A 19,087-nucleotide genomic window follows, 5' to 3' on the forward strand; every position below is an offset into this window, starting at 1 on the left:
CAAACCTCGCGCCGAGATTAAATCGCCCCTAGATTGAACAAATTTCAATCCACAAAGGTCAACACGCCCTAGGGATTCACAAGAGATAGGAAGTCTGTGAAAGCAATTAAAACAATCATAAAATATAAAGTCATCAGCTTTTTATTATTATTCCATATTAGCTCGCTTGCCCTACCACTGTACTTAGATACATATACAAATGAGCAAGGTTTATCGCAAAATTCAATCACCTGTAGTACCACTGATGAAAAGGGATTTCATTGGTTTTCGACCCAAGGCGGCTTAAACCGATTCGATGGATATGAATTTAAACACTATAAATTCAACCCTTCACAATCGAGTATTTCGGGGAGTTGGATTACAGACTGCCTGAATTTAGGAAACGGCCAACTTTGGTTTGCCACAACAAGCAACGGCCTCAACTTATTAAATACTGAAACAGGAAATTTTCGTGTTTTTAACCAGTATTCAACCCCCTCTATTACAAACGAACGCATTTCAGCAATTATCTCTAATTCCCCCGAAACAATTTGGATTGGTCACGATAAGGGGCAACTTACTCGGTTAAATACAAACACAAATACTACCGAATTATTTACTTATCAAGACATCGACCAATTAAATGTTGTTTTTAAAGATATGCTTTTTGATAACAAAAAAAACCTTTGGTTAGCAAGTAATATTGGGCTTATTAAATTCGATTCAATAACAAATCGGTTCACACACATACCTAATAGCCCAAAACAACTCTGGCAATTAAAAAAAGCATCAAACGGCCAGTTAATTCTAGGAGGCAAAACTGGTCTAAGTGTTTTTGACTCAAACGCACGAGCATTTTATAACTTTGAGCAACTCAAAAATGTTTGGATCACAGATATACTTTTTGATGATGAAAAAAAATTATGGGTAAGCACTTATGGTCATGGTCTTTATTACCAAGCTACTGATAATTTATTAAGTAGCGAGTTTCATCAACTTACTCACTCTCCAGATTTAAAACATGGCTTAGCTAACGACCACCTATTGTCACTTTACCAAGACCCTCAAGGCATTATTTGGATTGGTACAGACGGCTATGGGTTACATCGCTATGATAAAAGGCAGACTCAGTTTGGTCATCAAAAGCATCAAAGCAATAACCCGGCTTCAATTTCGAATGACTTTGTAAGAGCAATACTCAAAGACAGCAACAATTTACTTTGGATTGGCACACGCGATGGCCTTAACAAGCAAACTAACAATGGCTTTAAACGTTATAAAGTGAATGAAAACCCTACAACGGGCTTAACTAACAACAATATATTTAGTCTTTATGAAGATGCAAATAATCGTATATGGGTAGGCACGTATGGAGGTGGTTTACTGCTTTACAACCCAATTAATGATAACTTTTCGGCTTTTACAGTGCAAAGCCATCAACTTAGTAGTAACCGTATTTATGCAATCGAGGGCGATGAAAATGGTAATTTGTGGCTGGGCAGTAATGAAGGATTAACGCGTTTTAACCCCGATACATTGCAAGTTACACACTTTAAATACAGCACAGATAAAAATAGTATCTCAAATAATACTGTTTTTAGTATTACGTATGACAGCTACAATAATATTATATGGGCTGGAACCCGTGCAGGACTCAATAAACTTTCTTTAAATGATGGAATATTTACTCATTACCAAAGCGATCTTAAAAAGCCTAATAGTTTAACCCACGACATGGTTACATCCTTGCATTTACAAGATAAAAACACTTTATGGGTAGGTACTTTTGGCGGGCTCAATAAATTAAATATCCCAACAAACAACGTTATAAACATTACCGAGTTCGATGGCTTACTTAATGATAATATTTTTGCAATTAAACAAGATAGCAACGGCTACTTGTGGCTCAGTAGTAATCAAGGTTTAACCCGTTATGCTCCTAAGACTCAAAAAATGCAGCATTTTTTACCCGCAAATGGAGCGCAGCATAATTCATTTATTTTAGGTGCCGCTTTTCAAGCCAATGATGGCGAATTATTTTTTGGTGGTATTAATGGTTTTAATCAATTTGATCCGTTAAAACTAACTCTAGCAACCCAACCTCCAGAACCCGTTATTACAGACTTACTTATTTATAACCAGTCAGTCGCGACGCAGCAATATATAAAAGCCAAGACTCAAGCGGCTAAGCTTATAAGCTATACAGACAGACTCTTTTTTAAAGAAGAAGATGGTGTTATCGGTTTTAAGTTTTCTGCTTTAAACAGTGCAGAGCCCCCTTCTCAATACCAATATGCTTACAAGTTAGCTGGATTAGATAAGCAGTTTTTATACGCAAACAAAAATCAGAGGCAAGTTAGCTATTCTCAACTTCCCGCTGGAAGCTATCACTTTATTGTAAAAGTTAAAGACCAATACGGCCAATGGAGTGATGATAAAACGATGGTTGCACTTACGGTTACTCCACCTTGGTGGAAGAACAATGTCGTTTATGTCACTTACATCATTATCGTATTATTTATAATCTGGTTAATTATAACCGCAAGGTATAGGGCTAAAATAGCAGAACAAGCTAGTTTAAAAGAGCGAGAGCTTAGTAACTTAAAAACTCAACTATTAGATAACGTTAGCCATGAGCTTAAAACACCATTGAGCTTAATATTAGCGCCACTTGAGAGTTTACAAAAAAGCCATAAAGATTCAGACACTCAACAAAAACTAGCGATGATTCATCGCAACAGTCATAAATTATTAGATCAAATAAATCAACTTTTGCAATTAAGCCAACGCCCTAGTTCAGCAGTAAAATACGTAACGCCCTATGCTATAAAGCCATTGATAATACAGCTAATAGAAGACTTTACTCCTCTATTTGAACAAAAAGATATTACATTTGAATTTAAAGATTTAACGCAGCAGAGTATTTACCTTGAGTTAGAGCATGAACATATAACTTCAATTGTTAGTAACTTATTGAGTAACGCTCACAAATACACAACAAACACAGGAAAAGTGCTACTTCAACTATCAGCTCAAAATAAAACTTTTGTAGTATCTGTATCAGACACGGGTGTCGGTATAGATAAAGAACACCTTGAAGCAATTTTTCAACGTTTTACACGTATAAATACCAATAATCAAAGTGGCAGCGGTATTGGCTTAGCGCTAGTAAAGCAGCTAGTTGAGCAATATGAAGGAACCATTGAACTTAAAAGTGAATTAAACAAAGGAAGTTGCTTCACGGTTTCATTGCCTACAGCTCAAAGCCAAGAAGCCTCCAACCTCTCAGTGCTTACTACATCTAAAAACAACAATAAACGTAGCGCAAAAAGTAATAAAATTCTTATTATTGAAGATAACGACGAAATGCGTGACTTACTGACTTCTCTCTTTATTAACAGCTATGAATGCATAAGTGCATTCAATGGCAAACAAGGCTTAGCATTATGTACAAATGAAATGCCAGATTTAGTGATAAGTGATGTAATGATGCCCGTTATGGATGGTTATCAGTTTATTAAAGCACTGCGCAGCGACACGGCTATTAGCCACATTCCAGTTCTATTGCTTTCAGCAAAGGCTGATACTAACAGTAAACTAAAAGGCCTAGACTTACTTGCAGATGATTATTTAAGTAAGCCTTTTGAGCCGCAACTTTTACTAAGCCGCGTTCAAGGGTTATTAACGATTAGAGAAGTGCTTAATCAACATTTAAAACAGCAGCTACCGGCTTTATCACAAACAATCCAACTCGACCCACAAATGGTACAAAGTAAAGACTACATATTTACCCAGCGTGTAAAAGCAATAGTAAAAGAGTGTTATCAAGACGAGGCGTTTAGCGTAGAAGAATTTGCAGCAGCGCTTTACCTGAGCCCCCGCGCTTTGCAATTAAAAATGAAAGCCTTGTATAACTTAACACCTAGCGACTACATTCGAAACATTCGTTTAGAATTCGCAGAAGAACTTTTGAAAAACAGTAATCTTGCAATAGGATTAGTTGCGCAACAAGTCGGCTTTAATTCACAAAGTTATTTTGCTCGCTGCTTTAAAGCAAAATATGCAGTGTCGCCTAAGCAATTTCGTGAAAAAAGATTAAAAACTTCGCCTGTGTAACCAAACACTTCGCGCCAGTACTATTTTTAACTTACTGATTTAACTAAATTAACATGAATATAAATATTAAAGGGAATGCACAACATTTCCTTTAAGCATATTAATTAAGGACAGTCATATGTTAAAAACACCACAAAAATTACTATTAACGGCACTATTAACGACCACTCTGAGCGCTTGTCAAAGCACTTCAACCAATGTGACATCGGGTCAAAACTCACCTGATATAAATGCAGTTGCACAGGAACAATACAACGGTCCAAAAGCCCGAATTGCAGTTGCACGCTTCACCGACAAATCAAATAATTCAAAATGGTGGCGTAAAGAAATAGGCGACGGTATGGCGGATCAATTAACTACCGCTCTAGTATCAACAAATCGTTTTATTGTTTTAGAGCGCCAAGCGCTTGATGCGGTTTTATCAGAACAAGACCTAGCAGCCTCCGGTCGCGTTAGTGCATCATCGGGTGCCGCTTATGGTGAGATTGAAGGCGCTGAAATAGTCGTGATTGCTGCGGTAACAGAATTTGATGACGATAGCTCTGGTGCAAGTGTTGGCAGTGGCGGCTTTATCGGTGATGTATTTAGCTCTGTATCTGCCGGTTTTTCGGGTTCACATATGGCAATTGATCTACGCCTTATAGACACTCGCACATCACGCATTTTAGCTGCAACGAGTGTTGAAGGGGGTAGTAAAGATTTTGATTTCACAGGCGCTGCAACCAATTTTGGTGGCGCACTCGTTGGTGGCAATATTAGTGGATGGTCTGATACCCCTAAAGAAAAAGCCCTGCGTGAAGTTATTATTAAAGCGGTTGAGTTTTTAGAAACTAAAATCCCAGATACCTACTATCGCTATAACAGTAACAATACTTTAGCACCGGGTTACACTGCGCCGCCGCCAGCTACTAAGCGCGCAAAAGCAGCCAGCAAGCCCGCTGTAACAGTCGATGTACCCACTCATAGAATGCCGCATTATGAAAAAATGGATTTAGCAATGTCACGCCTAAGCTTAGTGTGCTTGGGTTACCTAAGAAACCAGCCTGATTATGAAGAATTTGAAACACAAGATGTTGAATACGATCGTAAAACAGTTATCGCACTGCGTGAGTACCAACAAGACAAAAAAATAAAGGTAACGGGTTTAGCTGATGAAACAACTAAAAAGTCACTTGATGACAGTGGTTGTATTGCCAAAACGAACAAATCTAGCCTCGAAAGTATAAGCAACATGTTTAAATTTAATTAATCAGTATTAGCTTTAAGCTTAAAATAAAAAACGGCTGTTATATAGGCCGTTTTTCATCTACACGTAATAACTCACCACGATAAAAATCACACACTAACCAAATTTGTTCAAATTGATAGGTTCTTGGAAAGTTAAGGTCATCGATCACTGCTTCAAAGTCAGCTTTGCGCCAAATAGTACTCGCATTACGAATAACAAGCCAAGTACGCTTTGAATAATAACGCTTTTTTGCTTTTTGTTTTAGCAATCGCTCTAATGCGCCCCGCAATCTGTGCTCACTTGGCTTTTGTGCCATGTCTGCCAAATCTCGCTGCATTTGCATTGACAGCGGGCGCCCTAAAACAGCCATCGCTTCTGATTCGCTGGCATACAAATGGGCAATCTCTATATCAAGCTGTTCATCTTCTTGATAACAACTAACATCAGGTTTATTGGGTTCATTATGCCAAATATTACGCATATGAATGCCTAACTGCTGCTCATAACAACGTAAAAACAATTTAGCCGCATCATGCTCTAACTGACGCTTTTCCTCATCACTGCTGCGCTTCATTCAACACCTTGTAAACATCACTTAATAGGCTTGAAGCACCAAACCTGAATGTCTTTGCTTGCAGGTAATCATCACCCATTATCGTGCGTGCCAGTGCTAAATAATCACTGGCATCAGCCACTGTTTTAACACCTCCGGCGGCTTTAAAGCCAACACGCTTACCAGTCCTTTTAATTGCACTGAGCATAATTTTTGTTGATTCAAGCGTGGCATTAACAGCGACCTTACCCGTACTGGTTTTTACAAAATCGGCACCACCTTCAATTGCAAGCTCCGTGGCCTGTGTTATGAGTGCGTCAGTTTTAAGCTCACCGCTTTCTATAATTACTTTTAGTTGCGCGCGCGACCCACACGCTTTTTTACTTTCGCTTACATAGCTAAGTACTGTTTGAGCATCGCCCGCTATGAGTTTTTTATAAGGAATAACTAAATCAATCTCATCCGCACCGCGCTCTATTGCAATGAGTGTTTCGTTAATTACACCACTGAGTGGCGCATCACCCGTTGGGAAATTAGTGACTGTTGCCACTTTTACGTGGCTAAGCTCACGCGTTGCCAGTGCTATTTTTGCATCATCAACAAAGTCGCTATAAACACATAAGGCTGCTGGCGTGCCTAAGGTCGGATTTATACTATTAACAAGCGCTTGAATATCTGTAGTTGTATCACTGCTGTTTAAACTTGTTAAATCCATCAGTGCGACTGCTAATGCCGCGTCTTTTTGATGCTGTGTCATGTAGACTCCCTTGCCTATGTTAAGTACAAAATTTAATATACCCCCCATATTAACAAATTAAATCAAACTCGCTATAGCTCATAACCAAACACTATAAGCTGGTTATTTTACTTGTAACTCGCTGCAATCCCTTGTTAAATAAGTCTTAGGCCTAAAAAGCCCACCTATTATAACTTTTGGTTATATCAACTTGGTTTTAATTATTTTTTACTTATTGATAGCCGCTATATTCTGCTTGCCAGAATAAAGCGTTTTCTTGTATTTGAATTTGTTTAGGGGTGTTATTAACGTGCAGTATTTACCTATCTTTACCAAACTCGACAACAAACCAGTATTGGTTGTTGGCGGTGGAGAGGTCGCATTACGCAAATGTCGCGCGTTTTTAAAAGCGAGAGCAAGCGTTACCTTAGTAGCACCTTGGTTTTGTGATGAATTAAAAGAGCATGCACATAATAATGAAGTCACGCTTATTGATGCTTATTTTGATGAGTCGCATCTTGATGGCAAAATGTTAGTTATTGCGGCAACTGACCGCGATGAAGTAAACAACAACGTATTTGAGCTTGCCAATGCCCGCAATGTATTCGTAAACGTGGTTGATGACCAACCTAAATGTACGTTTGTATTCCCATCGATTGTTGACCGCGACCCAATTACGATTGCTATATCAAGTGCGGGCACTGCGCCCGTACTTGCACGCCGCCTACGCGAAAAGCTCGAAACCTTGATCCCACAACATATTGGCCCACTTGCAACACTTGTAGGCGGATTTAGAGACAAAGTAAAAAAACGCTTTAAACACTTTTCTGACCGCCGCCAATTTTGGGAAGGCGTGTTCGACTCTTCTGTCGTGAGTAAAGTGCAAACCGGTGATACTCAAGCCGCGCAGCAGCAACTAGAGCAAATGCTAGATGCTAAAGCAGAGCCTGAAGGCGAAGTATATGTAGTCGGTGCAGGTCCAGGCGATCCTGAGCTTTTAACACTTAAAGCACTGCAACTTATGCAACAAGCCGATGTGGTTGTATATGACTTTTTAGTCTCTGATGAAATTATGGAATTAGTGCGTCGCGATGCTGACCTTATTTGTGTAGGCAAACGTTTAGGCGATCACAGTGTTGTTCAAGACGACACCAACCAAATGTTGGTCGACCTTGCTAAACAAGGCAAAAAAGTGTGCCGCATTAAAGGTGGCGACCCGTTTATTTATGGTCGTGGTGGCGAAGAAGTACAAGTACTGGCTGCTAACAAGGTAAATTATCAAATTGTACCGGGTATTACAGCTGCTGCAGGTTGCAGTGCATATGCGGGTATTCCGCTTACGCATCGTGACCATGCACAAGCCATTCAATTTGTAACTGGCCACTGTAAAAAAGACGGTCAAGAACTTGATTGGCAATCGCTGGCAAAAGCAAATCAAACACTTGCTATTTACATGGGCGTAATTAAATCGCCGCACATACAAAGCGAGCTTTTAAAGCATGGCCGCAAAGCCGACACACCGGTTGCCATTATCGAAAACGGTACACGTAAAAATCAGCGTGTGGTAACAGGCCAATTAGGCGAACTTGCCGACTTAATCCAGCGCAACAGCATTATATCGCCTGCGCTACTCATTATTGGCGAAGTAGCCGCCCTGCACTCGCAACTAGCGTGGTTTGGGAAAAACGAACAAACAAGTAGCTTTGCACAGCCGATTACAGATGTATCAAATACATAACCGAATTTTAAATTTATAACTTTTAATCATTTTAGTAGGACGACTAACAATGGCTTTAACTCACCTTCAGCAACTTGAAGCTGAAAGTATCAAAATCATGCGCGAAGTCGCCGCTGAGTTTGAGAACCCAGTAATGCTTTACTCTATTGGTAAAGATTCGTCGGTACTTTTGCACTTAGCGCGTAAAGCATTTTACCCTGCAAAAATTCCGTTTCCGTTATTGCACGTAGACACCAACTGGAAGTTTCGTGAAATGATTGAGTTTCGCGACCGTATAGCTAAAGAATACGGCTTTGATCTACTGGTACACAAAAATCCTGAAGGCATTGAAATGGGTGTAGGCCCGTTTACGCATGGCTCGGGTAAACATACCGACATAATGAAAACCCAAGGCTTAAAGCAGGCACTTAACAAATATGGTTTTGATGCTGCATTTGGTGGCGCACGCCGCGACGAAGAAAAATCACGCGCAAAAGAGCGTGTTTACTCATTCCGCGACAAACACCACCGTTGGGACCCTAAAAACCAACGTCCTGAGCTGTGGAATACCTACAACAGCCAAGTTAACCCGGGCGAAAGCATTCGTGTTTTCCCGTTGTCTAACTGGACTGAGCTTGATATTTGGCAATACATTTACCAAGAGAACATCGACATGGTACCGCTTTACCTAGCAAAAGAGCGCCCTGTTGTTGATCGCGATGGCACCCTAATTATGGTTGACGATGAGCGTATGCCACTTAATGAAGGTGAAGTACCGCAAATGAAATCTGTACGTTTTCGTACATTAGGCTGCTACCCACTTACCGGTGCAGTTGAATCAACAGCCAGTACTTTAACCGAAATCATCGAAGAAATGCTGCTATCTACGTCATCTGAACGTGAAGGTCGTGTTATTGACCATGATTCAGCCGGCTCAATGGAGAAGAAAAAACGTGAGGGGTATTTTTAATGTCTAGCCAAAATAACGATACATTTAACGAAGTAAAAGAAATAGGCATAGACGCCTACCTAGCACGCCAACAAGACAAAAGCTTATTGCGCATGCTTACGTGTGGCAGCGTAGATGACGGTAAATCAACACTGATTGGCCGCCTACTGCACGATAGCCACCAAATTTATGAAGATCAGCTTGCTGCTCTTCATAAAGATAACGAAAAAGTAGGTAATGCAGGTGAAGATCTTGACCTTGCTTTATTAGTTGATGGCCTACAAGCTGAGCGCGAGCAAGGCATTACTATTGACGTAGCGTACCGTTACTTTTCAACGGCTAAGCGTAAATTTATTATTGCCGACACCCCAGGGCACGAGCAATACACGCGCAACATGGTAACGGGTGCATCAACAAGTGATGTCGCCATTATTTTGGTTGATGCGCGTTACGGCGTGCAAGTACAAACCAAGCGCCACAGCTTTATTTGTGATTCGCTGGGCATTAAGCAGTTTGTTGTTGCCGTTAATAAAATGGATATCGTTGATTTTGACGAAACCGTGTATGAAAAAATTAAGGCCGATTACCTTAAATTTGCTGAGCAACTTAACGTATCAAACATTAAGTTTGTGCCTATGTCGGCGCTTAAAGGCGACAACGTAGTAACGCGCTCTGCATATACTCCATATTACACCGACAAGCCGCTACTTGAATTACTAGAAGATTCGCCAGCAGCCGAAACAGATACAGGCTTTGAAGCGCGCCTACCAGTGCAATATGTAGTGCGTCCTAACTTAAACTTCCGTGGCTTTCAGGGCACACTGACATCGGGCAAGATACACGTAGGCGATGCTATAAAAGTATTACCATCGGGTAAAACATCAAGCATTAAAGAAATTGTTACCTTTGATGGCAACCTAGATAGCGCACAAGCGGGCCAAGCAATTACCGTTACCCTAAATAACGAAATTGATATTAGCCGAGGCGACGTAATAGTACCTGCAAATTCAACGGCCGTGGTTACTAACCAGCTGCAAGCTAAAATTGTGTGGATGCATGAGTCGCCATTAGTATTAGGTAAAAGCTATAACCTAAAACTAGGCAGCAAAAACACCTCAGCTATTGTTAAAAAGATTGATCACACAATTGATGTGAACACGCTTGAACACGGCACTAGCGACTCATTACAGTTAAACGAGATTGCGATTGTAACGCTTGAACTAACCGAAACCATTTTGGCAGACGAGTACCACTGCAATCACGAAACAGGTTCGTTTATATTAATCGACCGCTTATCAAACTTAACCGTTGCTGCGGGCATGATTGAACAAGTGCTGCAAAGCCAAGCGCAACAAACGAACTTCAGCGAATTTGAAGTTGAATTTAACAGCTTAGTACGCAAGCACTTTCCACATTGGCAAGCGCTTGATATATCAAAGCTGTAAGTAAAAAATGTCTGTTAGGAATTTAAAAGCATGGTAGAACAGCTCGTTTTAACAGGCATTATGCTTACCTTAGTCGGGTGCCTTTTTGGCACCCGTATTAATCCAGCATGGTTATTTGTAAGTGCCATTGGTACTAGTTATTTAACCGGATTAATTGATCTTGAAAACATGTTAGTTAACTACGCTAATCCGTCGCTTATTACCTTGATTTTACTGGTGGTAGTGTCGATTGCGATTGAAAAAACCACGCTAATTCAAAAGTTAGCACAATCACTATCTAAAGGTAGTTTAGTAAAATCGGTAACAAAATTGGGGTTATCAACTGCTTTTTTATCGTCGTTTACTAACAATACCGCCGTTGTTGCATCGCTTATTACCGCGATAAAAGACAACCCTAATCACTCCCCTTCAAAGCTATTATTACCGCTGTCGTACACTGCTATTTTGGGCGGCACTATTACGCTTATTGGTACATCAACCAACTTAATCGTCAATGGCTTTGCAGTAGATGCAGGCATGGCACCGCTGGGCTTTTTTGACTTTACCCTAGTGGGTTTAGGCGCGCTAAGCGTAGGCTTAATTACTATTTTAGTGATGCTTAAATTTTTACCCGACAACGGTAAAAGCGATCAAGAAGTGGTGCCTTTTTACCTAGAAGGTAAAGTACAAGCAAATTCAAAATTAATAGGTCAAACCGTTGAAGAAAACGGCCTGCGTGATTTAAAAGACTTATTCCTTGCGGAAATTATTCGCGATGGCAGCCGCATTTGCGCAGTCACCCCGCAGCAAATTATTCAAAAAGACGACGTGCTGCTGTTTGTAGGTGACATAAAATCGGTGCCATTACTTACCCGTTTCGACGGCTTAAAAGTAGTGCACGACAATCATCAAAAAGACATAGAACACTTAGTCGAAGTAGTTGTAAGTCAGTCATCAAAATTTATTGGCAAAACCGTAAAAGAAGCCCGCTTTAGAGAGCAATTTCATGCCGCCGTTATTGCCATTCGCCGTGGGCACGACCGCTTACAAGGCGGCCTTGGGCAAGTACAATTACAAGCTGGCGACTCACTAATACTCGCACCAGGCAAAAACTTTTACTCTTTGCCAAATTTAAAACGCGAGTTTGTGTATATATCGGGCCTTGATTTACAAACCCACCTTGCCCCTAAACAATCAAACATTGTGCTACTGTGCTTTGCCGCCGTACTGGGATTAAGCATTGTTGGCATAGTGCCGCTGGTTAAAGGCTTATTAGTATTACTGATTGGCTTAATGCTCAGTGGCACTATAAAACTTAATGAAGTAAAACGCCGTTTTCCACTTGAGCTACTCGTGGTTGTAGGCAGCGCCATTGGCCTAGCTAAATTAATGATAGGCACCGGACTTGCAGGGCAAATATCCGACGCCATGTTTATGGTACTTGGGGATTTTGGCCCGTACGGCGCATTTATAGCTATATTTTTAATGACCGTATTATTTACCGAGCTTATTACTAATAACGCCGCAGCAGCCTTGTCGTTCCCTGTTGCATACTCGCTCGCAGTTGGTTTTAATGTAGACCCGCTACCGTTTATTATGGCGGTTGCCTTTGGCGCATCAGCCAGCTTTATATCGCCATTTGGGTATCAAACTAATCTAATGGTGTATAGCGCGGGTAACTATCGCTTAAAAGATTACATAGTGATGGGCTTACCCCTTTCTATTATTTATTCAATCACGGTATTAACCTTGATCCCGCTGGTATTTCCATTTTAATACTAGCGCTCACAGCATAAGAGACTCTCACTATGGATGAAAATATAGTTTGGCATAACTACGCAACGACAAAAGCACAGCGTAGTGAGCAAAAAAAACATAAGCCCGCTATTTTATGGTTTACCGGCTTTTCAGGCTCTGGTAAAAGCACCGTAGCAAACGCATTAGAAGCAGCGCTTAATCAGCAAGGTACGCACACTTACCTACTCGATGGCGACAACGTACGCCACGGTTTATGCAAAGACCTAGGCTTTAGCGACGAAGACCGCATTGAAAACATACGCCGCGTAGGCGAAACCGCAAAACTAATGACCGACGCTGGCTTGTTAGTACTTACTGCGTTTATATCGCCTTTTAGAGCAGAGCGCGATATGGTGCGCAGCCTAGTAGACGACGGCGAATTTATTGAAGTATTTATCGATACCCCGCTTGATGTATGCGAAAGCCGCGATCCAAAAGGCTTATACAAAAAAGCCCGCGCAGGGGAGATAAAACACTTCACGGGTATCGATTCAAGCTACGAAGTGCCAAACAATCCAGAAATAATTTTAGATACAAGTAAAAACACCCTAGACCAATCGGTTACACAACTGATAACGTATCTAAAACAAAAGCACATAATATAGGTTAACCCCATGAATCAAACCGAACTGCTAGAAGAAACCCTCATCCTTGCCCGCAAAGCAGGCCAAGCGATAATGGGAATTTACGAAAAGGACTTTAACGTTGAGTACAAAGCCGACGAAAGCCCCGTAACCGACGCCGATTTAGCAGCTCACAAACTGATTGTGGCAGGGCTTCAACAACTCACACCCGACATTCCAATACTCAGTGAAGAAAACGCCGACATAAGCTGGGATGTACGCCAAACATGGAAAAGCTACTGGTTAGTTGACCCAATCGACGGCACTAAAGAATTTATTAAAAAGAACGGTGAATTTACCGTAAACATCGCCCTAATTAAAAATGGTATTCCTATTTTGGCTGTAGTTGATGCACCTGCCCTTGGCGTATCGTACTTAGCAAGCGATGCCATTGGCGCATTTAAAGATAAAGGCGATGAGCGAATTGAGCTTAAAGTAACCACTAAACCTAACAAAGGGCTAATACGTGTTGTAGGCAGCCGCTCGCATCCATCACCCGATTTAGCCGAGTTTGTAAAACGCTTTGACGAGGTTGAAATGGTGTCAAAAGGCAGCTCACTAAAACTGTGTTTAGTCGCTGAGGGCAGCGCCGATATTTACCCACGCTTGGGCCCAACCTGCGAATGGGATACCGGAGCTGGCCATGCAATCGCACAAATAGCCGGTGCAAAAGTCACTAAGCTTGATGGCAGCCCACTTATTTATAACACCAAAGATGAATACTTAAATCCGTATTTTATTGTGAGTGCGATAGAAGAGTAAGGGCCTAGACCTGTTAGCGGTTAATTCAAAAGTAGCTCGGCGTTAAGTTATTTGTAGGTCGGGATTTATCCCGTTATTTTGTCGGGCTAAAGCCAGACCTACAAAAGAGCTGCACCGCAAGTACAACGCTATATTTCATGGGAATGCCTTTAGCTTTGATAAATCAGCACCGCAGCTAGTTTAAAAAATAATACCACTGCACCAAACTCAGATGTGCTTTTAGTTACATAAAAAGTTTAAATTGATACACCTTAGTAGGGCGTGGATTTATCCCGCCACATGTTCAATGTCAAAGCCTGATAAACAACAAAGTCCTCATTTAGAAAATAGCCCTATTTATTCTGAGATCGAGATTTTTCATAGTCATACTGCAATTGCAAACAATCTGCATTTAACAGCCTAACACCATCATCTTCAGAAAAAGTCATATCTTTTAGCTTTAAATAAGTTGCCAATTTATCTCTTTCACTTGGAATAGAGCTAGTATTAGGAGCTAATTTATTAAAGCTAATTTGTAAAAGCTTGAGTATTAAAAAGCCTATTTGGGATTCCTTTAACGTTTTAAGATCTCCAGAAAAACCTTCAACACCCAAATAACAAATAAGAGTATTAAATTTTTCATAATCATCTTTGGCATTAAAAAGTTGATTAAATAACATATACATATTTTCGAGCGTTAAGTCTTTAGCTAAATAGTGAACAAACTTTATTACATGCCTACATTTTTCAGGTGACCACTTAATGGATAAGTTATAATTGCCTGACTCTTGATAAGCTAATGTTTCATCCTCGTTAAACCTAAGGAAAATAAATTGAGAATACTTTTCTTGTTTGTACTCATCAAAACTTAGCCACTCTTCCACGAATTCAGATAAAGGCAACTTTGTTAGTTTTAAAATATCTTTAATAACATCCTGATCTATAAACTCACCATTCGAAATGCTTTGTCGTGTAATACGCTGAATATAATATGACATATCATTAGTACAGCCCACCGTTTGTAGATATTCTTTATTAGGGTTTAAAAGCCAAATATCTCTTTCTTTTGGAGGATCGCTATCTTTTATTTCAACAATATTAATTTTTATATTTAGCATTACCTTTAAATATTCTTTTAGATCACTAGGGGTGTCTTTTTCTAGAAATTTTTCAACATCTACAAGTTCACTATTAAGTTTTGCAGAATCTACAAAGTTAAGATAGTTAGAAAATAAGCTAGGTTTAACTTCTCTGAGCGCTAAAACCATAAGTAAAGATATAAAATTAACTTCACCTTTTAAGTTATTCTTCCACCAAACTTCATTAGCTCGACGGAGTACTTTTTTTAGAGTACGAAAGCTCGGAATTAATTTATTTAACTCAGTTATTTCAGTTAGATAAAAAGCAGTTCGTTTAGTTGAGCTATTTTTTATATCATCTAACTTCTTCCACGAATACGGGATGACTGCAATCACCTTACTTTTAGTTAAATTCTCATAAATATAATCAACAAGTAAATCTTTAAAATTACTTTTAGCTATATCTTCTCTATAGTCGGTCGCTTTTGATATCACATCTTCAAAGGCGGGCTTCTCATTACCCATCGCGACGATGAAATTAATATTACTTAAGTTTTTATCTTTCAACCTGTCCAGCAGCGCGGCTATATCATTCAAACGTTTTTCGTTTTCATCGCCTGTTCCACGGTCAACGTCTTGTAGGGTGATCAGTAATTTGTGATTGGTAACTTCAAGAGCATCATTAAGTTTTTGAAAGCTTTGCTCAATATCAATTGGGCCTGCGAGTAACGTAGATGCAAACTGAAATACACTACCACCCGACTTTAGTGCTTCAGTGTAATGTTTAGGTAGTGCACGGAAGGCACACATATCAATATATTGGCTTATATCATCAATAATATTGCTGAGTATCACATGCGCAACACTGCCGCTGGCTGCGCCCCACGTTGATATATCACTGTGTATCCAGACCCCATTTTGCTTAGGGGGGGTTGTTAACTCATTTGCAATACTGTCAACTATACTGCTTTTTCCGCATCCAAATGGCCCGCACAAGGCAATGTGTTGCGCTCCCCTTTTCTCATACCCTTCTTTATCACCGCCTGTTCGAAGCCGCTCAGTAATACGCTTTGCATAAACCTGCAAGTCAGGCTCTAATTGTTCAGTATTTTTAATAGTTGAATCGTCTTTAAGCCATCTTCGAAAATTTTCTAAGCTCTCAAGCGTTAATTCAGCTTCTTGTTTTGATTCGACTTTCGACTCTGCACTAGATGCTCTTAACTGGTCACATAACAAAAATACCGACATAGCCAAATAGGCAGCTGCTATAAATAAGAACCCCCTGAATGCTTGCTCTGTTTCAACTAAGCTTATTGCTGAAAATAAATAAAATGCTGATACCGCGCACAGTGCAACTGAAAATATGGGATTTTTTGTATACAGCTTAGTTTGATAGATAATAGTCGCTGCAGCAGCTAAAAAACTCAGTGACAGAAACTTGAAACTTACAAATGCATGAGCAGTTAATTGAGCTAAAATTTCATTGGAATAACTTACATACACATAACTAACAATGAAAAATAATCCAAACAATACACTTATTGTCACTGGCGGGTATCGCCAGTTAAATCCAATACTGCGTTTAGGGTGCGATATATAAAACTTATCAAGCAGCAGCTTTATTCCAATACCCGCTAAAAATGCGCTGCTGTAATGTAGAATTGGGTTAGCATTTAAAATAGCGCCTAAACTTGAATATGCCTTTTGTACAAAACCAGCTTTGCTTAAAAATACAGTAATTGTTGCAGCAGTAATTGCGCACAATAAAAGAGAAAGCCAGCGTCTGGCTGTAATGGGGAAAGTTTTAACTTGTGACAACTTAATATCCTTATCAATACGTTACTTTGCTAGTGTATACCTTATATTTATCAATTTAAACAATCAGTCCTATCCATGATAATTTTGTTCTTAGATTGAATAATACCGTATATTAACGTTTCATATTATTTATATGGTAATTATAAATACATGGGCATTATACAAGGAACAATAAATGTTCGGATTAATTCGCTATACAGTAGAGCTATGTCCGGAAGTTAAAGGTCAGCTTACGCTAAACGGTAAACCAGTAGCAAACCAACTTATCCAAAGAGGCTTAACCTTAGAAAATGAAGAGATAAACGAAGCCTATACTGATGAGCTCGGTTTTTACTCATTTCCCGCTAAATCAATTAAATCACGCAAGCCTGGCAGTATATTTTATGAGTCAATGATCAGAGTCGTAATAGTGACTCACTTTGAAAGTCATCAGCATACTTTGTAGTTTGGATTTCAATATGCACTTAAAACCCCAATTGAATTACAAAAAAAGCTAAAGAGTTTAAATACAGATTTAAGTACTGAAGAAATAAAACATCAAATCATTGATTCAAAAACCCCCAGCGGTAAACATAGTATTTGTCGCTGGGTAAACTAAATTGTATTAAATAATGCATTGATGTTTTATTCTGTTTATGTAAAATCATCAAAATATGGATTATTAATTACCAACAAGGGATGCCGAATGCTTGGTCTAATTAAATATAAAGTTGAGCTTTGCCCAGAAGTAACTGGCCAACTTTTAAACAATGGGATTCCACTAGCAAATCAGCTCGTTGAACGTAGCTTGACCTATGATGATGAAGAGCTAGACAGTGTTTATACTAATAGCGAAGGCTATTTCTCTTTCCCAGAAAAATCTTTAACCTCCCGCAAACCTGGTAGTATTTTTCATGAGCCTGTAGTTAGAATAATTATAGACTTAGAAAAAGATGGCAAGATTTTTAATCTGTGGATCGGGTTTCAGCATGGACTAAAAACACCTAAAGAATTTAAAAGACTTCTTAAAAATTTAAATGCCGATTTAACAAATGATGAAACCAAACATCACCTTATAAACCCCGAAGATTCATTGGATGAGCACTTCATTAAAAGTATTGCTCGTTGGGAAAAACAAGATTAAAAGGATTTACCGTGGCAACATTATCACCCATTTTATGCGCTGAACTTGCTAAAATTTCTTATGATATACAAAAACCAGACCGAAGAGGTCGATACACAGTTATTGCATCAAACTATTTAGAAAATATTTTTTCCTTTGATTTATCCAATGGACCAATAAAAGGAACCTCTGGCGGAGCAATAGCTCATGCTACAGGTCATCAAACAGGGTTTGTACTCGTTGGTAAAGGAACGTCTCCTACAGGCCGCATGAATCCGTTTAAAAATGATTTGGTATTAGCTATTCGAGGTACTGCCTCGTTATATGACGCATCAACTGACTGCAGAGCAAACATAAGTGTTTGCGATGGTGGCCATAGTGTTCATGCAGGCTTCAATACTTTATTTGAAACTTTAAAGTCAGAATTAGCCCCATTGTTGAGCTCGCTCAAGTCGCATGCTACTGTGCATTGTGTTGGTCACAGCCTTGGTGGTGCAGTCGCATCACTAGTCGCAGATTGGGCTAAACGACGCTTCGATGTAAACGTTAAGTTATATACTTTTGGAGCTCCAAAAGTAGGCTTAACTAATTTCGCCTTAAGTACAACTAATGCTCTTGAGCCAAAAAATATATTCCGCTGTGTAAATGGTGGCGATATAGTACCAATGGTCCCTTTTTGGCCATTCATGCAAGCTCCTTACAACGCTCCTGAATACAAAATGGATAACAATCAGATTATAGCTCCTTGGCATCATTTGATGAAATACTATACCCGAAACTCACAAAAGCAATCTTGGGATAGCATCAATAAGAGAGTAACATTTAACCCATTTAAACGTGTTACTTTAGATATTGCTCATGCCACTCAAGTACAGCCTTCAATATATTGGATGAATCGCTTAAGTGAAGCCCTTATGACGGTGTTACGTCAAGCAAAACTTGGCGCTTTAAACGCACTACAATCAGGCACGGCAAACGGCTTAGGTTTATACGACAAAATAGCTATGATTTTAGCTAATAACAATTTTCATACTGTAGATTTAACAGGCCCTATAAATGGATTACTTGCATGTATGCTGGCCTTTGCTGGGTATGCTAGAACTAAAATAAAGGAGTTATCTGCCGAGTTTATTAAGTGGGTATTCGAAAAAACACTTCAAATGGTTAATCGAATTGCTCAAAAAGCCCTTTCGGCAGTAGATTAAAAGCTAATAGTTTCCAATAA

General features: G+C 39.5%; 14 protein-coding genes. 11 read left to right on the forward strand and 3 right to left on the reverse strand.

Going from position 1 to position 19,087, the window contains the following annotated elements; genetic code table 11:
* The first annotated feature begins 96 nt into the window (after positions 1-96).
* Entirely contained in the window at positions 97-4,095 is a 3,999-nt protein-coding gene (locus tag ACJJVZ_RS18895; protein WP_405602716.1) for a two-component regulator propeller domain-containing protein, read from the forward strand.
* Positions 4,096-4,213: 118 nt separating this feature from the next.
* Positions 4,214-5,344, forward strand: coding sequence for a CsgG/HfaB family protein (locus tag ACJJVZ_RS18900; RefSeq protein ID WP_405602718.1), 1,131 nt, complete (start codon positions 4,214-4,216; stop codon positions 5,342-5,344).
* Positions 5,345-5,381: 37 nt separating this feature from the next.
* Here the strand turns inward: ACJJVZ_RS18900 and ACJJVZ_RS18905 are convergent, their stop codons facing one another.
* Together ACJJVZ_RS18905 and deoC are read right to left on the reverse strand one after the other, a co-directional pair.
* On the reverse strand, positions 5,382-5,897 hold the full coding sequence (locus ACJJVZ_RS18905) for a hypothetical protein (protein ID WP_405602720.1): 516 nt from the start codon (positions 5,895-5,897) through the stop codon (positions 5,382-5,384).
* Positions 5,881-6,633, reverse strand: coding sequence for a deoxyribose-phosphate aldolase (gene deoC, locus ACJJVZ_RS18910; protein ID WP_405602723.1), 753 nt, complete (start codon positions 6,631-6,633; stop codon positions 5,881-5,883). The genes ACJJVZ_RS18905 and deoC overlap by 17 nt, the downstream gene beginning before the upstream one ends.
* 289 nt (positions 6,634-6,922) lie before the next feature.
* Here deoC and cysG point away from each other — a divergent pair, with 289 nt between their 5' ends.
* Genes cysG through cysQ form a run of 6 tightly spaced genes read left to right on the forward strand, consistent with a single transcriptional unit; the run spans position 6,923 to position 13,884 of the window.
* Entirely contained in the window at positions 6,923-8,350 is a 1,428-nt protein-coding gene (gene cysG / locus ACJJVZ_RS18915; RefSeq protein WP_405602725.1) for a siroheme synthase CysG, read from the forward strand.
* Between the two features lie 49 nt (positions 8,351-8,399).
* On the forward strand, positions 8,400-9,299 hold the full coding sequence (gene cysD / locus ACJJVZ_RS18920) for a sulfate adenylyltransferase subunit CysD (RefSeq protein WP_008133447.1): 900 nt from the start codon (positions 8,400-8,402) through the stop codon (positions 9,297-9,299).
* Entirely contained in the window at positions 9,299-10,723 is a 1,425-nt protein-coding gene (gene cysN / locus ACJJVZ_RS18925) for a sulfate adenylyltransferase subunit CysN (RefSeq protein ID WP_405602728.1), read from the forward strand. Before cysD ends, cysN begins: the two co-directional genes overlap by 1 nt.
* Positions 10,724-10,753: 30 nt before the next feature.
* Positions 10,754-12,478 carry an SLC13 family permease gene (locus tag ACJJVZ_RS18930; RefSeq protein WP_405602731.1) on the forward strand — a complete coding sequence of 575 codons (1,725 nt, stop codon included), beginning with the start codon at positions 10,754-10,756 and terminating at the stop codon, positions 12,476-12,478.
* 32 nt (positions 12,479-12,510) lie between these two features.
* A complete protein-coding gene (gene cysC / locus ACJJVZ_RS18935; protein WP_010555008.1) occupies positions 12,511-13,104 on the forward strand; it encodes an adenylyl-sulfate kinase in 594 nt (197 codons plus the stop codon).
* 9 nt (positions 13,105-13,113) lie between these two features.
* Positions 13,114-13,884 (forward strand): 3'(2'),5'-bisphosphate nucleotidase CysQ, encoded by a 771-nt coding sequence (gene cysQ, locus ACJJVZ_RS18940; protein WP_405602734.1) that lies wholly within the window; start codon positions 13,114-13,116, stop codon positions 13,882-13,884.
* A gap of 332 nt (positions 13,885-14,216) precedes the next feature.
* Here cysQ and ACJJVZ_RS18945 read toward each other — a convergent pair whose 3' ends face one another.
* Positions 14,217-16,760, reverse strand: coding sequence for a P-loop NTPase fold protein (locus ACJJVZ_RS18945; RefSeq protein WP_405602736.1), 2,544 nt, complete (start codon positions 16,758-16,760; stop codon positions 14,217-14,219).
* A gap of 175 nt (positions 16,761-16,935) precedes the next feature.
* On the opposite strand from ACJJVZ_RS18945, the gene ACJJVZ_RS18950 reads away from it, so the two are divergent.
* From ACJJVZ_RS18950 to ACJJVZ_RS18960, 3 genes are all read left to right on the forward strand, one after another.
* Positions 16,936-17,205, forward strand: a complete 270-nt coding sequence (locus tag ACJJVZ_RS18950; RefSeq protein ID WP_405602739.1) for a DUF6795 domain-containing protein — start codon at positions 16,936-16,938, stop codon at positions 17,203-17,205.
* A gap of 240 nt (positions 17,206-17,445) precedes the next feature.
* Positions 17,446-17,883, forward strand: a complete 438-nt coding sequence (locus tag ACJJVZ_RS18955) for a DUF6795 domain-containing protein (RefSeq protein ID WP_405602742.1) — start codon at positions 17,446-17,448, stop codon at positions 17,881-17,883.
* Between the two features lie 11 nt (positions 17,884-17,894).
* The gene (locus ACJJVZ_RS18960; protein WP_077536733.1) at positions 17,895-19,067 is read left to right on the forward strand and encodes a lipase family protein; all 1,173 of its coding nucleotides are present in this window, start codon (positions 17,895-17,897) and stop codon (positions 19,065-19,067) included.
* Positions 19,068-19,087: the final 20 nt, after the last annotated feature.

It is taken from the genome of Pseudoalteromonas sp. Ld19, assembly GCF_045064135.1.
Classification (GTDB): Bacteria; Pseudomonadota; Gammaproteobacteria; order Enterobacterales; family Alteromonadaceae; genus Pseudoalteromonas; species Pseudoalteromonas aliena.

Bases quoted from the DNA above. Each gene is read 5' to 3' on its own strand.
- ACJJVZ_RS18900 (WP_405602718.1), top strand. From the start codon at position 4,214: ATGTTAAAAACACCACAAAAATTACTATTAACGGCACTATTAACGACC.
- ACJJVZ_RS18905 (WP_405602720.1), bottom strand. From the start codon at position 5,897: ATGAAGCGCAGCAGTGATGAGGAAAAGCGTCAGTTAGAGCATGATGCG.
- deoC (WP_405602723.1), bottom strand. From the start codon at position 6,633: ATGACACAGCATCAAAAAGACGCGGCATTAGCAGTCGCACTGATGGAT.
- cysD (WP_008133447.1), top strand. From the start codon at position 8,400: ATGGCTTTAACTCACCTTCAGCAACTTGAAGCTGAAAGTATCAAAATC.
- cysN (WP_405602728.1), top strand. From the start codon at position 9,299: ATGTCTAGCCAAAATAACGATACATTTAACGAAGTAAAAGAAATAGGC.
- ACJJVZ_RS18930 (WP_405602731.1), top strand. From the start codon at position 10,754: ATGGTAGAACAGCTCGTTTTAACAGGCATTATGCTTACCTTAGTCGGG.
- cysC (WP_010555008.1), top strand. From the start codon at position 12,511: ATGGATGAAAATATAGTTTGGCATAACTACGCAACGACAAAAGCACAG.
- cysQ (WP_405602734.1), top strand. From the start codon at position 13,114: ATGAATCAAACCGAACTGCTAGAAGAAACCCTCATCCTTGCCCGCAAA.
- ACJJVZ_RS18950 (WP_405602739.1), top strand. From the start codon at position 16,936: ATGTTCGGATTAATTCGCTATACAGTAGAGCTATGTCCGGAAGTTAAA.
- ACJJVZ_RS18955 (WP_405602742.1), top strand. From the start codon at position 17,446: ATGCTTGGTCTAATTAAATATAAAGTTGAGCTTTGCCCAGAAGTAACT.